The organism is Micromonospora sp. NBC_01405 (genome assembly GCF_045040155.1).
GTDB lineage: Bacteria > Actinomycetota > Actinomycetes > Mycobacteriales > Micromonosporaceae > Micromonospora.
This window is the reverse complement of record NZ_CP109532.1, coordinates 3,494,292-3,515,700: the sequence shown is the minus strand read 5'-3', so window position 1 is coordinate 3,515,700 and position 21,409 is coordinate 3,494,292. Positions and strand designations below refer to the sequence as shown.

Here is a 21,409-nt window from a genome sequence, read left to right as displayed (position 1 = left end):
CATCGCCCGAAACCGATGTCGGCGCAGGGTTGCCGACCGGTCGCGCAGCGGATCGGTCAGGCCAGCTCAAGGGCGTCGCGGGTCTCGGCCCACACCCGCTCGTTCGCGGCGACCAGCAGGCCCCGGCCCTCTTCGGCCGGGTGGTACTCGCTGCCGTCGAACCGGCGGGCCACCCCGCCGGCCTGGCGGACCAGCAGCACCCCCGGGGCGTGGTCCCAGGGCAGGGTGCGCCAGAAGAGCACGAACTGCTGGGAGCCGACGAGCAGGTCGAGATACTCCCGGCCGGCGCAGTGCTGGCCGGCCAGCAGCTCGCCGATCCGCTCCCCGCCGGCCTCGGCGCGCCGCCGGGTTTCCGGCGGCAGGAACCGGGTCATCGCGGTACCGCGCAGGCTGCCGAACGGCGGCACCTCCTCGGCGGTACGCACCGGGCCGCCGTTCACGAGGGTCCCCTCGCCCGCCCGGGCGACGGCCAGCGTCTCCGCCAGCGGGTCGAGCACCCACGAGGCGACCGGCGCCCCATCGGTCAGCAGCGCCACCATCAGGGCGAACGGCCGCTTCCCGGCGGCGAAGTTCGAGGTTCCGTCGATCGGGTCGACCAGCCAGACGTCCCCGTCGTCGCGCAGGTGATCCAGCAGGCCCGGGTCCTCGGCCGCGGCCTCCTCGCCGACCACCAGCGAGCCGGGGCGCAGCCGGCGCAGCCCGGCGCTGATCAGCTCCTCGGCCCGTTGGTCGGCGACGGTGACCAGCTCGCCGGGCGCCTTCTCGGCGACGTCGGCGACGTCCAGCTTCCCGAACATCGGCAGTACGACGTCCGCCGCGGCCCGGTGCAGCAGCTCCGCGACGTCGTCCAGCAGGGTGTCAGCCACGCGGCGGCAACTTCACCACGCTGACGAAGAACTCGTCGATCTGCCGGACCACCGAGATGAACTGCTCGAAGTCCACCGGCTTGGTGACGTACGCGTTCGCGTGCAGCTGGTAGCTGCGCAGGATGTCCTCGTCGGCCTGGGACGTGGTCAGCACCACCACCGGGATGCGGCAGAGCTGCTCGTCCTGCTTGATCTCCTCCAGCACCTCCCGGCCGTCGCGGCGGGGCAGGTTGAGGTCGAGCAGGATCAGGTCCGGCGCGACGGCGTCCGCGAACTGACCCTCCCGCCGCAGGTAGGCCAGCGCCTCGTCGCCGTCGGAGACGACGGTCAGCCGGTTGCGCAGCTTGTGCTCCTCGAACGCCTCCTGGGTCATCAGCACGTCACCCGGGTCGTCCTCGACCAGCAGGACCTCGATCGGGCTCTTGCCGTCCGCTGGCGCGGTCATGTCACCGTCTCCTTAACGCCACCTGTGCTGTCGCTCTGCGGGGCCTCGTCGGCCCTCTCCGCCCCCGCCCCGCCCTGGCGGGGCGGCTCCACCCCGGCCGCGTCCTCGACTGCCGGGTCCGCGGCGGCGGCCGGCTCCCCGGCGTCCGCCGCCTCCTCGGCCGGGCCCTCGGCGGCCTGCTGCTCGGCCGCCCGCGCCGCCTCCACGTCCTCGGGCAGGGCCGGCAGGGTGAACCGGATCGCGGTGCCCTCGGCGGTGTCGGTGTCCACCCAGACCCGGCCGCCGTGGTACTCGGCGATCTTCTTGACGATCGCCAGGCCGATGCCGGTGCCCGGGTACGCGTCCTTGGAGTGCAGCCGCTGGAAGATCACGAAGATCTTGTCGGCGAACTCCGGCTCGATCCCGATGCCGTTGTCCTGGCAGCAGATCTCCCACTCGTCCTCGACCAGCCGCGCGGAGACGTGCACCTTCGGCGGCACGTCCGGGCGGCGGAACTTGATCGAGTTGCTGACCAGGTTGGCCAGCAGGTTGGTCAGCAGCGGCTCCTCGCCGCGGATCGTGGGCAGCTCACCCCAGGTCAGCTCGGCGTCGGCGTACTGCCGGGCGGCCTCGGTCTGCCCGGCCACGTCGCCCATCACCTTGTTCAGGTCGACCTCGGTGAAGCCGGTGGTGAGCCGGCCGATCCGGGAGAACGCCAACAGGTCGTTGATCAGGCGCTGCATCCGCTGCGCGCCGTCCACGGCGAACGCGATGTACTGGTCGGCCCGCTCGTCGAGCTGCCCCGCGTACCGGCGCTGGAGGAGCTGGCAGAAGCTGGCCACCTTGCGCAGCGGCTCCTGCAGGTCGTGCGACGCGACGTACGCGAACTGCTCCAGGTCCCGGTTGGAGCGGACCAGCTCCTCGGCCTGCTTCTGGAGCTGGCTGTTGACCCACTCGATGCTCTGCCGGGCCTCGCGCACCTCCGCCAGGTCCTTGGCGATCTTCTGGCGCATCGCGTCCACGTCGCCCGCGAGCTGCTGGAACTCCGGGGGGCCCGAGCCGGCGATGTGGTGCTGGTAGTCGCCCTCGGCCACCTCGCGGACCTGCTCGGCGAGGCTGGTCAGCGGCCGGACCACCATCCGGTTCAGCGAGTTCAGCAGCACCACCCCGGCCGCGACCACCACCAGCGCCGCCGCGACCAACAGCACCACCAGGATCGAGCTGGTGCGGTAGATGGCGTCCGCGCCCTTCTCCCGCTCATCGAGGATGCCCTGCTGGAGCTCGGCGACCGAGGTGCGAATCTTGTCGAAGCGCTGCCGGGTCTGATCGGTGATCAACGCCTGCCCGGCCGCCCGGCCGTCCCGCTCTGTGGCGCTGATGACCGGCTCGGCGACCACGGCCCGCCAGTCGGCGGCCTCGACCTTGACCGTGTCGAGCTGCCGGGCAAGGGCCGGGTAACCGCCGATCAGCATGTCCATGGACCGGTAGAGCTGCTGTTCCCGCTGGCCACCATCAACGTACGGTTCGAGGTCACGGCGGTCCTCGGTGACCGCGTAGCCGCGCACCGCGGTCTCCTGGTCGACCAGCACGCTGAACAGTTCCTGGGACTGGGCGCGCAGCGGGCCGGTGCGGTCGAGCACCGTGCGGATGTGCTCCCGGTTCTTCGCCGCGACCGCGATCTCCACCGCGACGGAGACGCCGAGCAGCACGCCGACCACGGTGAGCAGCGCGACGACTCGACGGTGCAGCGTCCAGCTCGCCTGCCGCGCCGTCACCGGCCACCGCCCCGGGTGAGCAGGAGCATGGCGACGTCGTCGGCGAGCGGCCCCCCGTTGATCTGCTCCGCCCGCCCCACCAGCCAGGCCGGCAGCCCGGCCAGCGGCACGGTGAGACTGTCCGGCTCGCCGAGCAGGGCGGTCAGGCCGGCGACGTCGAGGCGCTCGTCGCCAGCGCCCACCCGGCCCTCGATCAGGCCGTCGGTGTACATCAGCAGGGACCAGTCATCGGTGTCGAACTCCAGGTCGAAGGCTATGGGCCGGCGCGGTCGGACGCCGAGCAGCAGGCCACCGGGCGCCGGCACCGGCGCGACCTTACCCCCGGACAGCAGCAGCGGCGGCGGATGCCCCGCGAGCCGCACGGTGGCGGCGTTGCGGGCCAGGTCGAGCCGGGCGGTGGCCACCGTGGCGAAGATCTCCTGAAGTCGGCGCTCGCTCATCAGCACCTGTTCCAGGGCGGGCAGCACCTCGTCGTCGGGCACCCCGGCCAGCACCAGGGCCCGCCAGGCGACCCGGAGCTCCACCCCGAGGGCCGCCTCGTCCACCCCGTGCCCGCAGACGTCGCCGACGATGAAGTCGACCCGGTCCGGCCGGGTCTGCACCACGTCGTAGAAGTCGCCGCCGATCAGCGCCGCGTGCCGGCCGGGCCGGTAGAAGGTGTGCACCGCGATCTGGTCGGTCGACATCAGCGGCTGGGGCAGCAGGCCCCGCTCCAGCCGGGCCGATTCGGCTTGGCGCAGCTCCACCTCGCGCAGCCGCCGGGCGTTCACGTCGGCCCGTTTGCGTTCCACGGCGTAGCGCAGCGCCCGGGTCAGCAGCACGCCGTCGACCTGGCCCTTGACCAGGTAGTCCTGTGCGCCCTCGGCGACCGCGACGATGCCCAGGTGCTCGTCGGAGCGGCCGGTCAGCACACACACTGCGGCACCGCTGGACATGTCCAGCACCTGGCGCAGCCCGTCCAGCCCCTGGGCGTCGGGCAGGCCGAGGTCGAGCAGGACGCAGTCCACGCCCATCACCCGCTTCCGGGCCTCGCTCAGGCTGCTGGCGATCGACAGCTCGATCATCGAGTTGGTCTCGGCGAGCAACTCGCCGACCAGGAAGGCGTCGCCCTCGTCGTCCTCGACCAGCAGCACCCGCAGTCGTTCGCCGGGCGGCAGGTTGGGATGCCGACCGAGGCCGCCGTGCGGGTACGGCACGACGGAGGGACCGGCGTGGCCGGGCCCCCGGTGCGGCCGGGTCACCGCCGCGAGACGCGGAAGATCGCTGGTGATGTCGGGCTCCTTCCGAGTGCCCTGCTGATCCTGTATTAGACAACGGTCGCACACAACACGACGGGCCCGGCACGGGCGGCATGCCCTCCGTCACGAACCGGGCGGGCAGAGGGAACAAGTGGCCCGACGGGCGGTCCCGCTGCGGGCCCCGGCGGTGCAGGATGGTGCCCACCCTGGCCCCACCCCCGAGGAGACCCCGTGGGCGCACCGCCCCCCATCCGCGCCGCAGACCGGGCGCTGACCCGGCCCCGCCGCCGGTCGCTCGCCGCCCTGGCCGCGCTCGCCGCCCTGCTCGCGGTCGGCGGCACCGTCGCGTACGACCTGGACACCCCCGACCCGGCCCCGGCCGACGCCCCGGCCGACTCGTTCAGCGCCGGGCGGGCGTACCAGAACGTGCAGGCCATCGCGGCCCGGCCGCACCCGGCCGGCAGCCCGGCCAACGACCAGGTCCGCGCGCACGTGGAGAGCGTGCTGCGCGGCCTCGGCCTGGAGACCACGGTGCAGGACACCGTCGCCGAGGAGGCCGGCCAGCTCAGCGGGGCCGCCGCCGGGGCGACCCTGGCCAGGGTCCGCAACGTCGTCGCCCGGCTGCCCGGCACCGCCCCGACCGGGAAGGTGTTCCTGGTCGCCCACTACGACTCGGTGCAGTCGGGGCCGGGCGGCAACGACGACGCGGCCGGCACCTCCACGATCCTGGAGGTGGCGCGGGCGCTGACCGCCGGTCCCCGCCCCCGCAACGACGTGGTCTTCGTGCTCACCGACGCCGAGGAGGCGTGCCTGTGCGGGGCGTCCGCGTTCGCGGCGGACCATCCGCTCGCCGCCGACGGCGGGGTGGTGCTCAACCTGGAGGCGCGCGGCTCCACCGGCCCGGTGATCATGTTCGAGACGTCCCGGGACAACGCGAAGCTGGTGGACGTCTTCGGCCGGGCCGCCCCACACCCCGTCGGCACCTCGTTCGCGGTGGAGATCTACCGGGCGCTGCCCAACGACACCGACTTCACCGCGTTCCTCGACCGGGCGGGGTTCGTCGGGCTGAACTCGGCGTACATCGACGGCGGGGCGATCTACCACACCCCGCTGGACACCCCGGCCGCGATGGACCGGGCCAGCCTCCAGCAGCATGGCGACAACGCGCTCGGCCTGGCCCGCGAGTTCGGCCGTGCCGACCTGACGGACCTGCGCTCCGGGCACGACGCCACGTACTTCCCCGTTCCGGGCGGCCTGGTCCGCTACCCCGGCTGGCTGGTGCTGCCGCTGGCGCTGGCGGCGCTGGTCGCCGTGGCCGCGCTCGGCTGGCTGGCCCGTCGGCGCGGCCGGACCACGTACGGACGACTCGCCGCCGGGTTCGGGCTGGCGCTGGTGCCGATCGTCGCCGCCCCGCTGGCCGCGCAGTTGCTCTGGGCGGGGATCACCGCCGTGCGGCCCGGCTACGCCGAACTGCTCGACCCGTACCGGCCGACCTGGTACCGGCTCGCGGTGGTGGCGCTCGCCGCCGCGATCCTGGTCGCCTGGTACGCGCTGACCCGCCGCCGGGTCGGCCCGGCCGCCCTGGCGATCGGCGGGCTGGGCTGGCTGGCCGTGCTCGGCGTGGTGCTCGCGCTGCTGGTGCCCGGCGGGGCGTACCTGACGACCCTGCCGGCCCTGGCCGGCGCGGCGGCCGGGCTGGTCGCCCTGGGCACCCGGATCGACGGCCCCTGGCCGGTGGTCGCGGTGACCCTGGCCGGCGCGGTCGCCGTGGTGATCCTGCTGCCGACCGTGGTGCTGCTCTTCCCGGCGCTCGGCATGGCGATGGGCGGCGTCGCGGCCCTGTTCGCGGTGCTGCTCGGGCTCGCCGCGCTGCCGGTGGTGGACCTGCTGCACCCGGAGGCCGGCGGGCAACGCGGCATGGTCGCGGCCCGGGCCCGCCGGGCGGGCGCGCTGCCGGCCGTCGCCGCCGGGCTCGCGGCGGCGGTGTTCGCCGGGGTCGGGCTCGCCGTCGACCGGTTCGACGCCGCCCACCCGGTGCCCACCCACCTGATGTACGCCCTGGACGCCGGCACCGGGCAGGCCCGCTGGCTCAGCCGCGAGGCCGACCCCCAACCCTGGACCGACGGGTACGTCGACGGGGTGGCCGAGGTCGGGGACTTCCCCGGGCTCGGCGACGCCGAGCTGCGGGGCGGTCCGGCCCAGGCGGCGAACGTGCCCGCGCCGAAGCTGGAGATCCTCGCCGACACCGGTACCGGCTCTGGCTCCTCTGATCGGCGGACCGTGCGGGTGCGGCTCACCCCGCAGCGGCCGGTGCGGCTCGCCACGCTGCACCTTGACGGCGCGACCGTGGTCGAGTCGGCGACCGTGAACGGGCGGCGGATCGACGGCGGTCGGCCCGCCGACGGCGCGGCCTGGGGCTTCGGGCTGGTCTTCCACGCCCCGCCGCCGGAGGGCATCGAGATCACCCTGGAGTTGGCACCCGGCACCCGGCCGACGACGCTGCGGGCCATGGACGCCAGCGACGGCCTGGACGCCATCCCCGGCTTCCGCCCCCGCCCGCCCGGCGTCGGCGTGGTCGGCTCACACAGCTCGGAGATGCTCGCGGTGGCCCGCACGTACCCGCTGTGACCGTGTCACCGGGGAGGGCGACCGACCGCCCTCCCCGGTTACGCTCCTCGGCGACCCGCTCGGTGCCAGGCCGGGTTGGTCCCGACCTGGCACCCGCTTGCCGGATCGGTGCCTATTCCGCTGCTCAGACGGTCAACGACTCGACCGACAGGTAGAAGTTCTTGGTGGCCAGGCCGTAGTACGGCGAGTACATGCGGCCCGGTACGGTGTCCAAAACAAAGCTGTTGTGCCCGTTGATCAGACCGGTGTTGCCGTTGAACTGGATGAGCCAGTAGCCGCCGGACGAGCCACCTGTCATGTTGTTTTCCATGTAGATGATGCTGGCTCCGGCATCGGAGGCGGGGCTGTTCGCCTTCCACAGGGTCTCCCCGTTGAACGGTGATCCCGCCGGGTAGCCGAAAGCCCAGGTGTACTGGAGGGGCTGGCCGAAGGTGATGCCCATGCCACCCACGACCTCCTGGATTCGTTGGCCGAGCGAGTTGCGCGGCATGAGGACAGCGCCGACGTCGTCTTTGTAATCGTTGTTGAGTACCCAGTTGCTGTCGGCATACTGGATGAGCGCGGGCCAGTGGCCGTAGGGGGCGCTTCCGTTATGATAGTTCGGCACGAACGTGAAGTTGCTGGACCAGCGCCTCTTTCCGTTCGCGTCCAACGTGGTCACACAGTGCCCAGCGGTCCAGACCAGTGATTTACCCGTAGCGTTGACCACGCCGGCCGAGCAGACATAGTCCTCCCCCTTTTGCGTGAAGAACACCTTGCCGATGGTGCGGGCCACCGGATGCCCGATCGGGTAGAGGGGCTGGGTCGAACTGATTGTCATGTCGGTCGCCGCGCTGCTGATCGCCGGTAGGGCAGCCAGTTCGATGGGCGCGGCCGGGGGGACCGTGAACGGCTCGCCTTGCGGTCGACTGGCCCGACTGGACGCTGTCAGTTCCTTGACCGTCGTGGCGGAGATCATCTTTTCCATAGGGCGGGCCGAACGCATCCGCTCCGGTGTCCAGTACGAGGCCAGGGCCCGCTCCTTGGCAGCGATGCCGGCGCCCTTGACCAAACGGGCCACCTCCGGACTGAACTCGCCGACGTGGCTGACCGCCCCATCGACCGACAGCAGCGCATCGATGTTGGGTGGTGTCAGCGCCGCCGTGCTCGGAGCGGCCATAGCCATGCTCGCCGCCACGGCGAACGTCGTGGACACGACGAGCCCACGTAGTAACTTCCAGGACATCCGTACCTGCCTCTCGGGTGGATCTTGATGGTTAGAGAGGCTAGCCACGTCGTTCGATTTGACCATCGAGGATTCACCATTATGCGGATGGAGAAACTTGAGGCCAATCCGACCTAATTGTTTTAGGTGTGAAAATGCTTGGTTTTCGTCATTAGATCGCGCTGTGATCGCATATATGCCAAATTGGCGCGGAGTGGCGACGTGAGGATGTGCACACTGTCGCGGATATGACAGAAATCGGCCATCGAATGTATTGCGGGAGCGGCAAAATGGTACACCCTCGTCATCGGACACCTCAAGAACTGGCGGATCCCCTACCCGTCGCTTACTTCCAGCGGAAGTGGATGAAGAGGCGGCCGAAGTTCTTCGAGTCCTTCTCCACCCGGTGGTAGAGCTGCTTGACGTCCTTCTGGTCGAGGAAGCGCAGCACCCGCTTCTTGAGCTGGCCGGAGCCCTTGCCGGGGATGATCTCGACGAGGGTGGCCTTCTTCGCCACCGCCTCGTCCATGATCCCGCGCAGCGCGCGGTCGATGTCCTGGCCCTTGTTGAAGATGTCGTGCAGGTCCAGCTTGAGCTTCATTCCGCCTCCACCACCTGTACACGTCCCATGGCAGCCCATGGTAGGCCCGCAGTCGCCGGGAGGGGCCTCGGGCTTCGGGCCCGGGCAGGGGGAAGGGCGAGTTCCCCTTCCCCCTGCCCGGCGCGGTCAGTGACCGCCGCTGACCCGGTTCTCCACCCGGTGCAGCGCGGTCGCGTAGTCGGTGTTCGTCGAGTGCATCGCGGCGGCGATCCGCAGGTGCCGCAGCGCGTCCGTCGGGCGGTTCATCCGCTCCAGCGTCCGGCCGAGCACGTGATGCGCGTAGTGGTCGCTGGGGTCCCGGTCGACCAGCTCGCGCAGCTGCTCCTCGGCGCGGTGGAGCTGGGCGGTCTGGAAGTACGCCCGGGCCAGCAGCTGTCGTACCGAGGAGTTGCCCGGCTCGGCCTCGACGATCGGCTCCAGCAGCCGAACCGCTCCGGACGCGTCACCCATCTCGAAGAACATGGTCGCCCGCCGGTACTCCGCCAGAAGATCCATGACCCACCTCCTCGTCTCGCGCCGTCACTGATCCGACGCTGGCACAACACCGCGCGGAACGCGAGTGTTCCTGCCGCGAAACCCGCCGGACCGGGTCGACGACGGCACGGTCAGGCCGGCGTCCTTCCCCTGTGCAGGTCCCAGGCGCGGACGCCGCCGACGATCCCGGCGGTGTTCGGCACCACCACCACGTCGTCGCCCATCCGGGCGAGCTGCTCGGGCCGGATCAGCCGGGAGTTGCCCCCACCCAGGTAGAGCCGGTCCCAGCGGAACACCGGGCGCAGCCCGTCCACCACCTGCCGGATCCGGCGGGACCAGAACGCGTCGCCGAGGCGGCGGCGCTCCGGCTCCCCCACGTACGTGTCGTAGGTGGTGCCCCAGCGCACCGGGGCGTGGGACAGCTCCAGGTGCGGGGCGAGCACACCGCCGTCGAAGACGGCGCTGCCCAGCCCGGTGCCGAGGGTCAGCACCAGCTCCAGGCCGGTGCCGGCCACCACCCCGGCGCCGTGCACCTCGGCGTCGTTGAGCACCAGGGCGGGCACCCCGAAGGCGTCGGCGACCGCCGTACGCGCGTCGAAGCCGGACCACTCGGCCAACAGGTCGGGGTCGACCCGGCTGCGGGGGCCGGCCCGGGTCACGTAGTGCGGGGTGGCCACCACCACGCCGTGCCGGAGCATGCCGGGCATCCCGACGGTCACCCGGTCCGCCGTGGGCAGCCGGCCGCCGAGGTCCAGCAGGGTCTTCACGAACAGTGCGGGCGGCAGGGGGTACGGGGTGGGCTCCCGCAGTGGCCGGGCCCGCATCGTCCCCGCCCCGTCGAGCACCGATGCCTTGATGCCGCCGCCGCCGCAGTCGATCGCCAGAGTCGTCGCCACGCCGGTGAGTCTGCCCCGCGCGGGACGGGCGCGGGTGCCGGGTGCCGGAACCGACCGCCGGACCGGCCGCCGAACGCCGATGGGCGCGACCGATAGGCTCGCCTTCTCATGAGCGCGACGATGGTGGTCAAGGATCTCGACGCCGGGCACGGGGAGCGGCTGCTCTTCGCCGGGCTGGACCTGGTGGTCGCCCCGGGCGACGTGGTCGGCCTGGTGGGGGTGAACGGGGCGGGCAAGTCGACGCTGCTGCGTACCCTTGCCGGGCTGCTGCCGGTCGAGGCCGGCAGCGTCACCCTCAGCCCGCCCACCGCGGCGGTCGGGCACCTGCCGCAGGAGCCGGAGCGCCGGCCGGGCGAGACGTTACGGGACTTCCTGGCCCGGCGGACCGGGGTGACGGCCGCCCAGGCTGCGCTGGACGCGGCCACCGAGGCGCTGACCGCCGGGGCGGCGGGGGCCGACGACGCGTACGCCGACACGCTGGAGCGCTGGCTGGGCCTCGGCGGGGCGGATCTGGAGGAGCGGGCCGAGCAGGTGGCCGCCGAGCTGGGCCTCGCCGTCGACCTGGACCACCCGATGACCGGCCTCTCCGGCGGGCAGGCGGCCCGCGCGGGGCTGGCCTCGCTGCTGCTCAGCCGGTACGACATCTTCCTGCTCGACGAGCCCACCAACGACCTCGACCTGGCCGGGCTGGATCGGCTGGAGCAGTTCGTCACCGGGCTCCGCGCCGGCACGGTGCTGGTCAGCCACGACCGGGAGTTCCTCACCCGCACGGTGACCCGGGTGCTGGAGCTGGACCTGCACCAGCAGCAGGTCCGGCACTACGGTGGCGGCTACGCGGCGTACCTGGAGGAGCGGGAGGTGGCCCGCCGGCACGCCCGCGACGAGTACGACGAGTACGCCGACACCCGGGCCGGGCTGGAGGCTCGCGCCCGCACCCAGCGGTCCTGGATGGAGAAGGGCGTGAAGAACGCCCGGCGCAAGGCCACCGACAACGACAAGATCGGCCGCAAGTTCCGCTCCGAGGCGAGCGAGAAGCAGGCGGCGAAGGCCAAGCAGACCGCGCGGCTCATCGAGCGGCTGGACGTGGTCGAGGAGCCGCGCAAGGAGTGGGAGCTGCGGATGGAGATCGCCGCCGCGCCCCGCGCCGGAGCCGTCGTGGCCTCGCTCCGCGACGCCGTGGTACGCCGGGGAGACTTCACCCTCGGTCCGGTGACCCTCCAGGTCGACTGGGCCGACCGGATGGCGATCACCGGTGCGAACGGGTCCGGCAAGACCACCCTGCTCGGGGCGTTGCTGGGCCGGCTGCCGCTGGACGCCGGGCACGCCGCGCTGGGGCCCGGCGTGGTGGTCGGCGAGGTCGACCAGGCCCGGGGGCTGTTCCTCGGCGGCCAGCCCCTGCTGGACGCGTTCCAGCTGGCCGTACCGGAGCTGGCGCCGGCCGACGCGCGGACGCTGTTGGCCAAGTTCGGCCTGCGGGCCGACCACGTGCTGCGGCCGGCGGCGTCGCTGTCGCCCGGCGAGCGGACCCGGGCGGCGCTGGCGCTGCTCCAGGGGCGCGGGGTGAACCTGCTGGTGCTCGACGAGCCGACCAACCACCTCGACCTGGCGGCCATCGAGCAGTTGGAGTCGGCGCTGGCCGAGTACCCGGGGACGCTGCTGCTGGTCACCCACGACCGGCGGATGCTCGAAGCGGTGGCCGTCAACCGCCGGGTGCGGGTGGACGCGGGGCGGATCGCCGAGGACTGACGGCGTGCCGACCGGCGGTCCCGGGGTGACAATGACCCCATGCTCAAGTGGGAGTACGCGCTGTTGGTCCGCCGTCGCCAGGCGGCCAGCACCGACACCGGCTGGGAGATCGTCTTCGTCTGGTACGGCCCGGACGGCTCGATGGTCGACGTCACCCCGTACGGCGACACGTCGCTGGCCCATCTCAACCGGGCCGGTGACCAGGGCTGGGAGTTGGTGGCGATGAGCGAGGACCCGTCGATGCCGGGCAGCAGCGAGCTGCACCGGTACCACCTCAAGCGGCCCAAGGCGGCCACCCCGTCGCCCCGGCAGCGCATCCGGGGCCCCGGCCGCCCGGCCCGCCGCCTCCCCGGCTGACCTGCTGCGTCTCCCGCTGACCTGCCGGATTGGCCCGCCCGGATTGGTCCGCCCCGGCGGGCATAGCCCCGGCGGATCCGGGTAACGCGGCCGGCGGAGGTGGCCCATGGTCGCGCTGGCCCTGACCCCGCCCTCGGCCGAACGGCTGCGGGCGGTCGACGACTTTCTCGCCGAGGCGTGGGCGGATCAGGCGTCCCACGACGACCGGCTGCGCGACCTCGCGGTGCGGGTGCGCTTCGACCAGGGGGTGGCCCACCTGACCGGCGAGGTCGACGACGCGGGGCAGCTCCGGCTGGTCCGGGACCTGGTCGGCCGGCTCGCCGGGGTGTTCGGGGTCTGGGGCCGGGTCCGGGTGGCCGGCCGGGACCCGGTCGTGGTCGACCTGGGCTGCGGCGGCACCAAGCAGTACCCGGGCAACCTGGGGCTGGACCTCTTCCCCGCCCCGGGGGTGGACGCGGTGGCCGACCTGTCCGGCTCGCTGCCGCTGGCCGACGACTCGGTGGATGTGCTCTTCGCGGTGCACATCCTGGAGCACCTGATCGACTTCCTGCCCCTGGTGGACGAGTGTCACCGGGTGCTCCGGCCGGGCGGCGTGCTGCACGTGATGAGCCCCTGGTGGCAGCACGTGAACGCGGTGGCCGACCCGACCCATGTCCGGCTGCTCGACGTGCAGACGTTCAAGGGCATCTGCCTCCAGCGCCCGCCGGGCACCCCACGCTGGTACCCCCTGCACGTGGGCTGCGACGGTGCCAGCATCTTCGCCGACCTCACCCCCCTCCCCCCGAACGCCACCCCGCCAACGGCCCGCCACCTCTCCCGCTTCTTCACCTGACCCCCACCCCACCCCGCCTCGTCCCGCCTCGTCCCGTTCGGGTCTGGATGGCGCGCGGGTCTGGGTGGGGCGGGGAACGTGGTCAGGGTTTGGGGTGGGCGGCGAGGCGGTTGCGGCGGCAGGGCGCGCCGATGCTGACCAGGTCGGCCAGGCAGGAAGCCCGCGAGCAGCGCCACGGCCACGGTCATCACGGCCGAGATCCGGTACGGGGTGCCCCAGCGCGGATGGATCTTGGCGATCGACGGTGGGATCAGCCTGTCCCGGCTGATCGCGAAGCCGATTCGGCCCATAGCCACCAGCTCGACCAGGATCACGCTGGTCAGGCCGGCGACGGCGGCGATGGAGACGAGGACACCGGCCCAGCCGGCGCCGAGCCGCGAACCCCGACCGTCGGTGTCGGTGGGGTCACGGTCCGGCGGGCGGGTCGGGTCGCGTCCGGGGCGATCGGGTGGCCGGTCGGCGCGGATCTGGCCGGGGGGCTTGCGCCACCCCCACCCGGTGTGAAAATTTCCTACCAGCGACAGATTCCCATCGGCGAATGTTGCCGATGGTGTGTGCCACGCGCAACGGCCGGGGTCGGCCGCGCGGGGTCCGTCGCCACCCGACCCCGTCACGCCGAGCCCCAACGAAGGGACGCACCGGATGAAGGCAACTCGGCTCAGAGCCGCCGGGCTGGCCGTAGCACTGCTCGGGGCGCTCGTCGCCGTCTCCCCCACGGCCGCCAGCGCGGCGGGGACCGACGCGAACGCCACCACCACCACCACCTGCACCACCGACCCGGCCACCCCGAAGCGACAGTTCCGGGCCATGTGGATCTCGTCGGTGGTCAACATCGACTGGCCGAGCAAGGCGTCCCAGACCTCCCCGGACCGGATCGCCGCTCAGCAGGCGGAGTACCTGGGCCTGCTCGACCTGGCGAAGAAGCTGAACCACAACGCGGTGGTGGTGCAGGTCCGGCCCACCGCCGACGCGCTCTGGCCCTCGCCGCACGAGCCGTGGTCGGAGTACCTGACCGGGGTGCGCGGGCAGGACCCGGGCTGGGACCCGCTGGCCTTCCTCGTCGCCGAGTCGCACAAGCGCAACCTGGAGTTCCACGCCTGGTTCAACCCGTACCGGATCTCCATGCCGGCTCCCGGCGGCGCGGGTGCGGACATCTCGCAGCTCGCCCCGAACCACCCGGCCCGGCAGCACCCGGAGTGGACCTTCGCGTACCCGCCGGCCGGCGTCGCCGGCAGCCGGCTCTACTACAACCCGGGCATTCCCCAGGTCCGCGAGTTCGTCCAGACCGCGATGATGGACGCCGTCAAGCGGTACGACGTCGACGGTGTGCACTTCGACGACTACTTCTACCCGTACCCGAGCGGCACCCACCAGGTGCCGGACGACGCGACGTTCGCCGAGTTCAACCGGGGCTTCACCGACCGGGCCGAGTGGCGGCGCGACAACATCAACCTGCTGATGCAGGAGATGAACACCAAGATCAAGGCAGCGAAGTCGTGGGTGAAGTTCGGGGCCAGCCCGTTCGGCATCTGGCGGAACAAGTCGGCGGACCCGCTCGGCTCGGACACCACCGGCAGCCAGTCGTACGACATCATCTCCGCCGACACCCGCAAGTGGGTGAAGGAGGAGTGGATCGACTACATCGTGCCGCAGCTCTACTGGTACATCGGCCAGTACCCGGCCGCCGACTACGCCCGGCTGGTGCCGTGGTGGGCCGAGACGGTGCGCGGCACCCGCGTGCAGCTCTACATCGGGCAGGCCGACTACAAGAGCGGTGACCCGGCGTACGGGTCGTTCTGGATGAACCCGCGCGAGCTGTCGGACCACCTGACGCTCAACCGGTCGTACCCGGAGGTGCTCGGCAACTCGCACTTCTCCGCCGTGCAGGTGCGGGCGAACCGGCTTGGGGCGACCGACATCTACGCCGCCGAGCACTACTCCCGCCCGGCCCTGGTGCCGGCGATGCCGCACCTGGCGGCGAAGCCGCTGCTGCCCCCGGTGGTGACCGGCGCGCAGCGGCAGGACGACGGCGTGCGGCTGAGCTGGCGGCAGTTGGCCGACGGCGTGGGCCCGCTCGGCAAGGCGGCCTCGTACGCGATCTACCGGTTCGACGGGAACGGCCTGGTCGGGAAGTGCGGCTTCGCCGACGCGTCCCACCTGGTCGGCACGGTCCGGGCCACCCCCGGCGCGGTGCAGTCCTGGGTGGACGCCACCGCCGAGGCCGGCCAGCGGTACACGTACCACGTGACCGCGCTGGACCGGCTGTACAACGAGAGTTTCGTCAGCCCACCGCGCTTCGTGCGCTGACAGTGGAAGCGAATGCCCCGGGCCGCCTCCAGCGACCCGGGGCATTCGCCTGTCTCAACTGATGTCACCGGCCGCTGGCGGGGGGGCGGCTCGGGTCAGGCGCGTTCCGGGTGGCCCGCCGAGCGGCGGTCCGCTTCGGGAGCCGAGTTGGCGCGGTACGACCGGGCCGGTGCTCCGGAACCGGGTCGAGTCCGCGCCCAGGTCGGGGTGCTCCACCGCCAGCGCCAGCGCCGCCGCCTCCTCCAGCCGCAGCTCGCCGCCCTCGCCGTACGCGTCGTCGAAGGCCGCGTCGCCCAGCGTCCGGCGCAGCCCCGCCTGCTGCTCCAGCCAGTACGGGCCGCAGATGCCGGGCGTCGACCGCATGCTCGCCCGGATCGCCTGGGCCGCGCCGAAGAGCCGGGCGGCGGTCAGCGGGTCGCCCCCGGCGGCGCACCGCACCGCGATCGCGTTGAGGGTGTCGCAGGCCCGGCGGTGGAACCCGTGGGTCATCCGGGACCGCAGCGCGACCAGCAGGTGCTCGTGCGCCGCGACCAGATCACCCCGGGCCAGCGCCACCATGCCGAGCAGCATGTCGACCGACCGGCGTCCCCGGTCGGCCGGGCGGGCCGCCTCGACCGGGCGGGCCGCGCCGAGCAGTTCCGCCGCCTCCGCCAGGGCGCCCCGCCGCCAGAGCAACTCGGCGAGGCTGAACACGGCGAGCAGCCCGTCGGAAACGACGTCCCGCTCGTGCGCCCAGTCGATGACCTCCCGGCAGACCCGCTCGGCCTCGGCGAACTGCCCCAGGTCGATCAGCGGCCCCGCCCGCCCGGCCAGCACCCGGGCCAGCAGGCCGGCGTCGCCGGCCTGCCGGGCCACCGCCTCGGCCCGCTGGGAGTAGCGCAGCTCCTCGGTGAACTCGCCGTCCGCACCGGCGTGCAGCGAGTGCATGTGGTACGCCGCCGCCAGCTCGTCATCCGGGACGACCTCCCCGGTCTCGGCCATCCGGCCGTACAGCCGGAACAGCCAGAGCCGCCCTTCCCGGGCCAGCCCACGTTCCCGCCACCACTGGTCCAGCCCACCGGCCAGGCGCAGCCCCGCCCGGGCGCTGCCGCCGGTGGCACACCAACGCAGGGCGGCCCGCAGCTCGCCGGCGAGCGGGTCCAGGGCGTACAGGGAGAGGGTGACCCGCCGGCCGTCCGGGCCGAGGTGCGCCCGCCGCAGCGCGTGCGTCGACCACGCGAGGTGCCGGTCCCGGGCAGCCCGCTCCTCCCCCGCCTGCACCAGTCGGCGCGCCGCGTACGCCCGGATCGGGTCGAGCATCCGGTAGGTGCCTCCCGCGGCGTGCGGCTCGGCCTGGATCATCGACTTGTCGACCAGCACCGACAGCGGGTCGAGCGGGTCGTCGTCGAGCAACCACTCCACGGTCGGCAGGTCCACCGGCCCGGCGAAGACCGCGAGCCAGCGCAGCAGCCGGGCCGCCCGGGGCCCGAGCGTCCGGTACGACCAGGTGACGGTGGCCTGCATGGTGAGGTGCCGCTCCCGGGCCGAGCGCCGCATCGCCCGGACGGCCGGGGTGGGCGGCGCACTGCCCCGGGACGCCGCCACCAGGTCGACGGTGTCCTGCTGATTGCCCGTCCAGCCGTGCTCGGGCCGGGGCGGGCCGAGGTCGTCCCGGCCGGCGTCCAGGGTGCCCAGCACGTCGTCCAGGCGCTCGGCGAGCTGCCCCACGGAGAGCACCCGCAGCCGGGCGGCGGCCAGCTCGATGGCGAGCGGGAGACCGTCCAGTCGCTGCACCACCCGCCGCAGGTCCGCCGCCTCGGCCGGCGCCGGCTGCCGTCCGCCCCGCGCCGCCACCGTGCGGTCCAGCAGCAGCGCCACCGCATCGCTCTCCGCACCGTCGGGCCGGGGCTCCACGGACAGCGGCGGGATCCGCCACACCACCTCGCCGGGCAGGCCGAACGACTCGCGACTGGTGGCGAGCACCCGGGTCCCGCCCCCGCCGGCGAGCAGCCGGGAGATCAACTCAGCCGAGGCGGACGGCTGGGCGTCGCAGGTGTCGAGCAGTACCAGCATCCGGCGGGCGGCGGCGTACTCGACGAGGGTGTCCACCATCGGGCGGCCGGGCTCCGGACGCAGCCCGAGCACGGCGGCGACCGCGAACGCCACCAGCCCGGGGTCGGTCACCGCGGCGATGTCGACGAACCAGACCCCGTCCGGGTGGTCCTCCACCATCCCGGTGGCCAGCTCGACGGCGAGCCGGGTCTTGCCCGCCCCGCCCGCGCCGAGCACCGTGACCAGCCGGTGCCGCTCGACCAGGCGGCGCAGCTCGGCCCGTTCGGGCTCCCGGCCGACGAACGAGGTGACCTGGGTCGGCAGGTTGTGCGCCACCGCGTCGGCGGTGCGCGGCCGGGGGAACTGCCGCTCCAGGCCGGGCGCGACGAGCTGGAACAGTCGTTCCCGGTCGTCGAAGCCCCGCAGCCGGTACAGCCCGAGGTCGATGAGGGACGCGCCCGCCGGCAGTGGGTCGGCGTACCGGGCGGTGGACCCCGAGCAGAGCACCTGCCCGCCGTGCGCGGCGGCGGCGACCCGGGCGGCCCGGTGCACCTCGGCGCTGGCGTACTCGCCGTCGCGCGGCTCGGCCCAGCCCGTGTGCAGGCCCATCCGGACCCGGGGCGCGGCCTCGGGTGCCGGCCAGTCGTGGGTGGACAGCGCGCGCTGTGCGGAGAGGCAGGCGGTGAGCGCCGCGCCGGCGTCGGGGAACGCGATGAAGAACGAGTCGCCCTCGGTCAGCAGCTCCGCTCCGTCGGTGCCGGCCAGGGTGTGGCGCAGCAGGCGGCGGTGTTCCCGCAGCACCGGGCGGTACTCCGGGCCGAGCAGTTGGGCCAGCCGTGTCGAACCCTCGATGTCGGTGAACACGAAGGTCACCCAACCGCTCGGGAGGTGGTTCCCTGGCGACATAAGTCGAACCTCCGCCCCCGTTACGACGGGTTCATGCTGCCCCATGTTCGCGCCGTCACGCATCGTGAGAACGGCCGGGCGGAATCAGACCCAAGGTTCCATCGAGGGCCGTAACCGGCAGGTCGGGCGGTACGCCCCGCGCGAAGAGCACGACGAGCGTAGGCGCTGCTCCGACGGTGCCGGCGGGCGGAACCGGCGGCCGGAGCGGACGATCAGCAGCCGCAGCCCCCGCCGCAGCAGCCCCCGCCGGAGGGGGCCGGCGCGGACGTGCCGGTGCTGCCCCGACCGGTCACGGCCACCGCGGAGAGCAGCTTGACCGTGTCGTCGTGCCCCTGCGGGCAGGGCGCCGGCTCACCGGCCCGCGCCATCGGACGGTTGATCTCGAACGTGTCGCCGCAAGCGCGACAGCGGAACTCGTACCGGGGCATGGCACAAGAGTACGACCGGTCCTGACGGGACGCGGGACATGGGTGATACTCGACGGGTGGTGGACGGCGAGGACAAGTCGACGGTTCGACCCCTGCGGCCGGCCGCGCCGCCCGAGGACCCGGGCGGGCGCCCGGCGGGCGGCTGGCTGCCGCGCCCCCGCCGGCCCTGGCTGCGGTCGACGGCACCCACCGATGCCGCCCCCCAACCCGCCGCCCCCCGGCCCGCCGACGCCTCGGGACCGGCGGACGCCGGCCAGACCGACGCCGCAGCGGTGACCGGGCCGGAGGCCGGCCCGCCCTCGACGGCCGCCACCACGTCTGGACAGAACGACCCCACCCACCCGGCAGAGAAGCCGGAGCCCGGCACGACGGCGACGGCCGCCACCACGGCAGCAAGGGCCGACGCCGCCGACCCGACGGGGAGAACGGCCGGCCCCGCGCAGGAGACCGACGGCTCCGAGGCGGCCGACACCGCAGGGAAGGCCGACGCCGACGGGAAAGCCGCCGGGACCAGCAAGGCCGACGCGGACCAGAAGGCCGCCGGGAGCGACAAGGCAGACAAGGCCGAGAAGGTTGAGAAGGCCGACGCGACGGTCGTGGCCGGAGACGGGCGGGCGAGGAGGTCCCGGCGGCGGGTGCCGTTCGCCCACGCCGTACGCATGCCTCCGCCCCGGCAGGCGGCCCTCGCCGCCGCCCAGGCCACCCGGGCCTGGTCCCGGCGCCCGAGCGGCCGGCTCACCCTGCCCGGGCTGTTCCTGCTCGCCCTGGTCGGGGCGACCGCCGCGGCCGGCGCGCTGCTGGTGCCGGCGACCGCGCCGGAGTCCCATCCGGTCGCGGTCGACGCGACCGCCCCCACCCCGGAGGGCGGCACGGCGGCGCCACAGGGCGGGGTGGTGCCCGGCGCCACCGGCACCGCGCTGCCGCCCGGCGCGACGGCGCTGCCCGGCGCGACCCCGAGCCCGGGCGGCCTGCCGGGCGGGCCGGTGGTGACCGGCCGGCCCGCCGACGCGCTCGCCGGGTGGGCGCAACAGACCGGGGCGAAGGCCGGCATCTCGCCGGTGGCCGTGCAGGCGTACGGCTACGCCGAGCTGGTCCTCGCGCAGAGCAACCCCGGCTGCCGGCTGAGCTGGACCACGCTCGCCGCCATCGGGTACGTCGAGTCGCGGCACGGCCAGGCCAACGGCGCCATCCTCGGCACGGACGGACGGGCACTCCCGGAGATCATCGGCGACCCGCTCGACGGCAACGGCGGCCGGTCGAAGATCTTGGACACCGACCGGGGGCTCTACGACCGGGACACCGTCTACGACCGGGCGATCGGGCCCATGCAGTTCATCCCGACCACCTGGCAGGAGATCGGCGCGGACGCGGACAACGACGGCCGCAAGGACCCGCACGACCTCGACGACGCCGCCCTGGCCGCCGGCAACTACCTGTGCAAGGGCGGCCGGAATCTGACCGTCCCGGGCGACTGGTGGGGGTCCATCCTGTCGTACAACGACGTACGCCGGTACGCCCAGGACGTCTTCGACAAGGCCAACGAGTACGGGTTGGCCAGTCGCACGTGACGTGATCATCCACATACATTGGCGAACTGGACACTTCCGTCACGCTGCTGTTAGCGGCAAGCTAGACGGGTGATGGTGCGCGAGTGGGATCCCCGGACCGCGTCGTCCGCCGAAATCGCGTCGCTGCTGGACACGCTGAACGCGGTGCTGGCGGCCGACCTCCCGCAGGATCCGCCGTGGCAGGAGAGCTCCCTGCGGGAGTACCTCTCCGAGGTGATGCCCGGCGAGCGGCGGATCTCCTGGGTGGTCCAGGCCGAGCCGACCACCGGGGGCGGGCCCGGCGCGATGCTCGGCCACGTCCACGTGTTGCTGCTCGGCGACATCGGCGTGCTGGAGGTGCTGGTACACCCGACGGCGCGCCGCACCGGCCTGGGCCGGGACCTGGTCCGGCTGGTCGCCCGCCGGGTCTACCAGGAGGGGTTCCGGTCGATCGGGGTCGAGGTGGTCGGCGAGACCCCGGCGGTGGCGTTCTACGAGGCGCTCGGCTTCTCCCGGGAGTACGTGGAGACCCGTAGCGTGCTGGACCTGTCCGCGGTGGACTGGACGGCGCTGGCCGAGATGGCCACCGCCGTCGGCGCGGGGTACCGGCTGGAGTTCTGCCCCGGCGGCCCGCCCGACGACCTGATCGACGCGTACGCGCGGGCCAAGGCCGAGGTGCGCGACGTGGACGACGGCGAGCTGCGCCCCAGCTCGTACGACCCGCAGCGTCTGCGGGACAGCCTGGACACGCTGCACCGGCGAGGGATGAAGCCGTACATCGTGCTCGCCATCCACGAGCGCACGGGCGAGGTGGCCGGGCTGACCGAGGTGGTGGTTCCGGCGCAGCACCCGACCCGCGCCGACCAGTACGACACGATCGTGGTGCAGGGCCACCGGGGCTACGGAATCGACCGGGCGATCAAGGCGCGGATGCTGCTGGAGCTGCGCTCGGCCGAGCCGGAGCTGGCCGAGGTGCAGACCTGGAACGCGCAGGCCAACGAGGCGATGCTCAAGGTCAACGCCGAGCTGGGGTACCGCTCCGACCGGGAGTGGTGCGAGTACAGCGTGGACGTGGCCGAGTTGGTGCACCACCTCGACCCGGCCCGCTGACCCGACAACCCGGCACGGAAGGGCGTGGGTCGGGTATCC

General features: G+C 73.3%; 17 protein-coding genes. 7 read left to right on the top strand and 10 right to left on the bottom strand.

Annotated features, from left to right (window positions below):
- Window positions 1-56 precede the first annotated feature (56 nt).
- The 4 genes from OG559_RS15035 to OG559_RS15020 are packed head-to-tail and all read right to left on the bottom strand — an operon-like array spanning window position 57 to window position 4,261.
- On the bottom strand, window positions 57-866 hold the full coding sequence (locus tag OG559_RS15035; protein WP_405116112.1) for an inositol monophosphatase family protein: 810 nt from the start codon (window positions 864-866) through the stop codon (window positions 57-59).
- Window positions 859-1,311: a response regulator gene (locus OG559_RS15030; protein ID WP_350887786.1), complete on the bottom strand. Its 453-nt coding sequence runs from the start codon at window positions 1,309-1,311 to the stop codon at window positions 859-861. Before OG559_RS15030 ends, OG559_RS15035 begins: the two co-directional genes overlap by 8 nt.
- The gene (locus tag OG559_RS15025) at window positions 1,308-3,065 is read right to left on the bottom strand and encodes an ATP-binding protein (RefSeq protein WP_405116110.1); all 1,758 of its coding nucleotides are present in this window, start codon (window positions 3,063-3,065) and stop codon (window positions 1,308-1,310) included. Before OG559_RS15025 ends, OG559_RS15030 begins: the two co-directional genes overlap by 4 nt.
- Window positions 3,062-4,261 carry a PP2C family protein-serine/threonine phosphatase gene (locus OG559_RS15020; protein WP_405116108.1) on the bottom strand — a complete coding sequence of 400 codons (1,200 nt, stop codon included), beginning with the start codon at window positions 4,259-4,261 and terminating at the stop codon, window positions 3,062-3,064. The genes OG559_RS15025 and OG559_RS15020 overlap by 4 nt, the downstream gene beginning before the upstream one ends.
- A 273-nt stretch (window positions 4,262-4,534) precedes the next feature.
- Between OG559_RS15020 and OG559_RS15015 the strand changes: the two genes are divergently transcribed.
- Entirely contained in the window at window positions 4,535-6,931 is a 2,397-nt protein-coding gene (locus OG559_RS15015; protein WP_405116106.1) for a M28 family peptidase, read from the top strand.
- 124 nt (window positions 6,932-7,055) lie between these two features.
- On the opposite strand, the gene OG559_RS15010 is transcribed toward OG559_RS15015, so the two are convergent.
- The 4 genes from OG559_RS15010 to OG559_RS14995 all read right to left on the bottom strand — a co-directional run bounded on the left by OG559_RS15010 (window position 7,056) and on the right by OG559_RS14995 (window position 10,106).
- The gene (locus OG559_RS15010; RefSeq protein WP_405116104.1) at window positions 7,056-8,126 is read right to left on the bottom strand and encodes a trypsin-like serine peptidase; all 1,071 of its coding nucleotides are present in this window, start codon (window positions 8,124-8,126) and stop codon (window positions 7,056-7,058) included.
- Window positions 8,127-8,481: 355 nt separating this feature from the next.
- Entirely contained in the window at window positions 8,482-8,736 is a 255-nt protein-coding gene (locus OG559_RS15005) for a Smr/MutS family protein (protein ID WP_117664998.1), read from the bottom strand.
- A 126-nt stretch (window positions 8,737-8,862) separates the two neighbouring features.
- Entirely contained in the window at window positions 8,863-9,231 is a 369-nt protein-coding gene (locus OG559_RS15000; RefSeq protein ID WP_405116102.1) for a tetratricopeptide repeat protein, read from the bottom strand.
- A gap of 110 nt (window positions 9,232-9,341) precedes the next feature.
- Window positions 9,342-10,106: an ROK family protein gene (locus OG559_RS14995; protein ID WP_405116100.1), complete on the bottom strand. Its 765-nt coding sequence runs from the start codon at window positions 10,104-10,106 to the stop codon at window positions 9,342-9,344.
- A 108-nt stretch (window positions 10,107-10,214) separates the two neighbouring features.
- On the opposite strand from OG559_RS14995, the gene OG559_RS14990 reads away from it, so the two are divergent.
- The 4 genes from OG559_RS14990 (at window position 10,215) to OG559_RS14975 (ending at window position 15,348) form a co-directional block, all read left to right on the top strand.
- Entirely contained in the window at window positions 10,215-11,852 is a 1,638-nt protein-coding gene (locus tag OG559_RS14990; RefSeq protein WP_405116098.1) for an ABC-F family ATP-binding cassette domain-containing protein, read from the top strand.
- A 39-nt stretch (window positions 11,853-11,891) separates the two neighbouring features.
- Window positions 11,892-12,209, top strand: coding sequence for a hypothetical protein (locus tag OG559_RS14985; RefSeq protein WP_161686093.1), 318 nt, complete (start codon window positions 11,892-11,894; stop codon window positions 12,207-12,209).
- A 106-nt stretch (window positions 12,210-12,315) separates the two neighbouring features.
- Window positions 12,316-13,041: a methyltransferase domain-containing protein gene (locus tag OG559_RS14980; RefSeq protein WP_405116096.1), complete on the top strand. Its 726-nt coding sequence runs from the start codon at window positions 12,316-12,318 to the stop codon at window positions 13,039-13,041.
- A gap of 642 nt (window positions 13,042-13,683) precedes the next feature.
- The gene (locus OG559_RS14975; RefSeq protein WP_405116094.1) at window positions 13,684-15,348 is read left to right on the top strand and encodes a glycoside hydrolase family 10 protein; all 1,665 of its coding nucleotides are present in this window, start codon (window positions 13,684-13,686) and stop codon (window positions 15,346-15,348) included.
- A gap of 54 nt (window positions 15,349-15,402) precedes the next feature.
- Here OG559_RS14975 and OG559_RS14970 read toward each other — a convergent pair whose 3' ends face one another.
- Window positions 15,403-18,285, bottom strand: a complete 2,883-nt coding sequence (locus OG559_RS14970) for an ATP-binding protein (protein ID WP_405116092.1) — start codon at window positions 18,283-18,285, stop codon at window positions 15,403-15,405.
- Window positions 18,286-18,497: 212 nt separating this feature from the next.
- Complete coding sequence (locus OG559_RS14965) at window positions 18,498-18,713, bottom strand: zinc ribbon domain-containing protein (protein WP_405116090.1); 216 nt, start codon at window positions 18,711-18,713, stop codon at window positions 18,498-18,500.
- 38 nt (window positions 18,714-18,751) lie between these two features.
- On the opposite strand from OG559_RS14965, the gene OG559_RS14960 reads away from it, so the two are divergent.
- Entirely contained in the window at window positions 18,752-20,281 is a 1,530-nt protein-coding gene (locus OG559_RS14960) for a lytic murein transglycosylase (protein ID WP_405116088.1), read from the top strand.
- 72 nt (window positions 20,282-20,353) lie between these two features.
- A complete protein-coding gene (locus OG559_RS14955) occupies window positions 20,354-21,370 on the top strand; it encodes a GNAT family N-acetyltransferase (protein WP_405116671.1) in 1,017 nt (338 codons plus the stop codon).
- The last annotated feature ends 39 nt before the right edge of the window (window positions 21,371-21,409 follow it).

Excerpts from the sequence above, each read along its gene's own strand:
- OG559_RS15030 (WP_350887786.1), bottom strand. The coding sequence starts at position 1,311 with ATGACCGCGCCAGCGGACGGCAAGAGCCCGATCGAGGTCCTGCTGGTC.
- OG559_RS15005 (WP_117664998.1), bottom strand. The coding sequence starts at position 8,736 with ATGAAGCTCAAGCTGGACCTGCACGACATCTTCAACAAGGGCCAGGAC.
- OG559_RS15000 (WP_405116102.1), bottom strand. The coding sequence starts at position 9,231 with ATGGATCTTCTGGCGGAGTACCGGCGGGCGACCATGTTCTTCGAGATG.
- OG559_RS14990 (WP_405116098.1), top strand. The coding sequence starts at position 10,215 with ATGAGCGCGACGATGGTGGTCAAGGATCTCGACGCCGGGCACGGGGAG.
- OG559_RS14985 (WP_161686093.1), top strand. The coding sequence starts at position 11,892 with ATGCTCAAGTGGGAGTACGCGCTGTTGGTCCGCCGTCGCCAGGCGGCC.
- OG559_RS14980 (WP_405116096.1), top strand. The coding sequence starts at position 12,316 with ATGGTCGCGCTGGCCCTGACCCCGCCCTCGGCCGAACGGCTGCGGGCG.
- OG559_RS14975 (WP_405116094.1), top strand. The coding sequence starts at position 13,684 with ATGAAGGCAACTCGGCTCAGAGCCGCCGGGCTGGCCGTAGCACTGCTC.
- OG559_RS14970 (WP_405116092.1), bottom strand. The coding sequence starts at position 18,285 with ATGTCGCCAGGGAACCACCTCCCGAGCGGTTGGGTGACCTTCGTGTTC.
- OG559_RS14965 (WP_405116090.1), bottom strand. The coding sequence starts at position 18,713 with ATGCCCCGGTACGAGTTCCGCTGTCGCGCTTGCGGCGACACGTTCGAG.
- OG559_RS14960 (WP_405116088.1), top strand. The coding sequence starts at position 18,752 with ATGGGTGATACTCGACGGGTGGTGGACGGCGAGGACAAGTCGACGGTT.
- OG559_RS14955 (WP_405116671.1), top strand. The coding sequence starts at position 20,354 with ATGGTGCGCGAGTGGGATCCCCGGACCGCGTCGTCCGCCGAAATCGCG.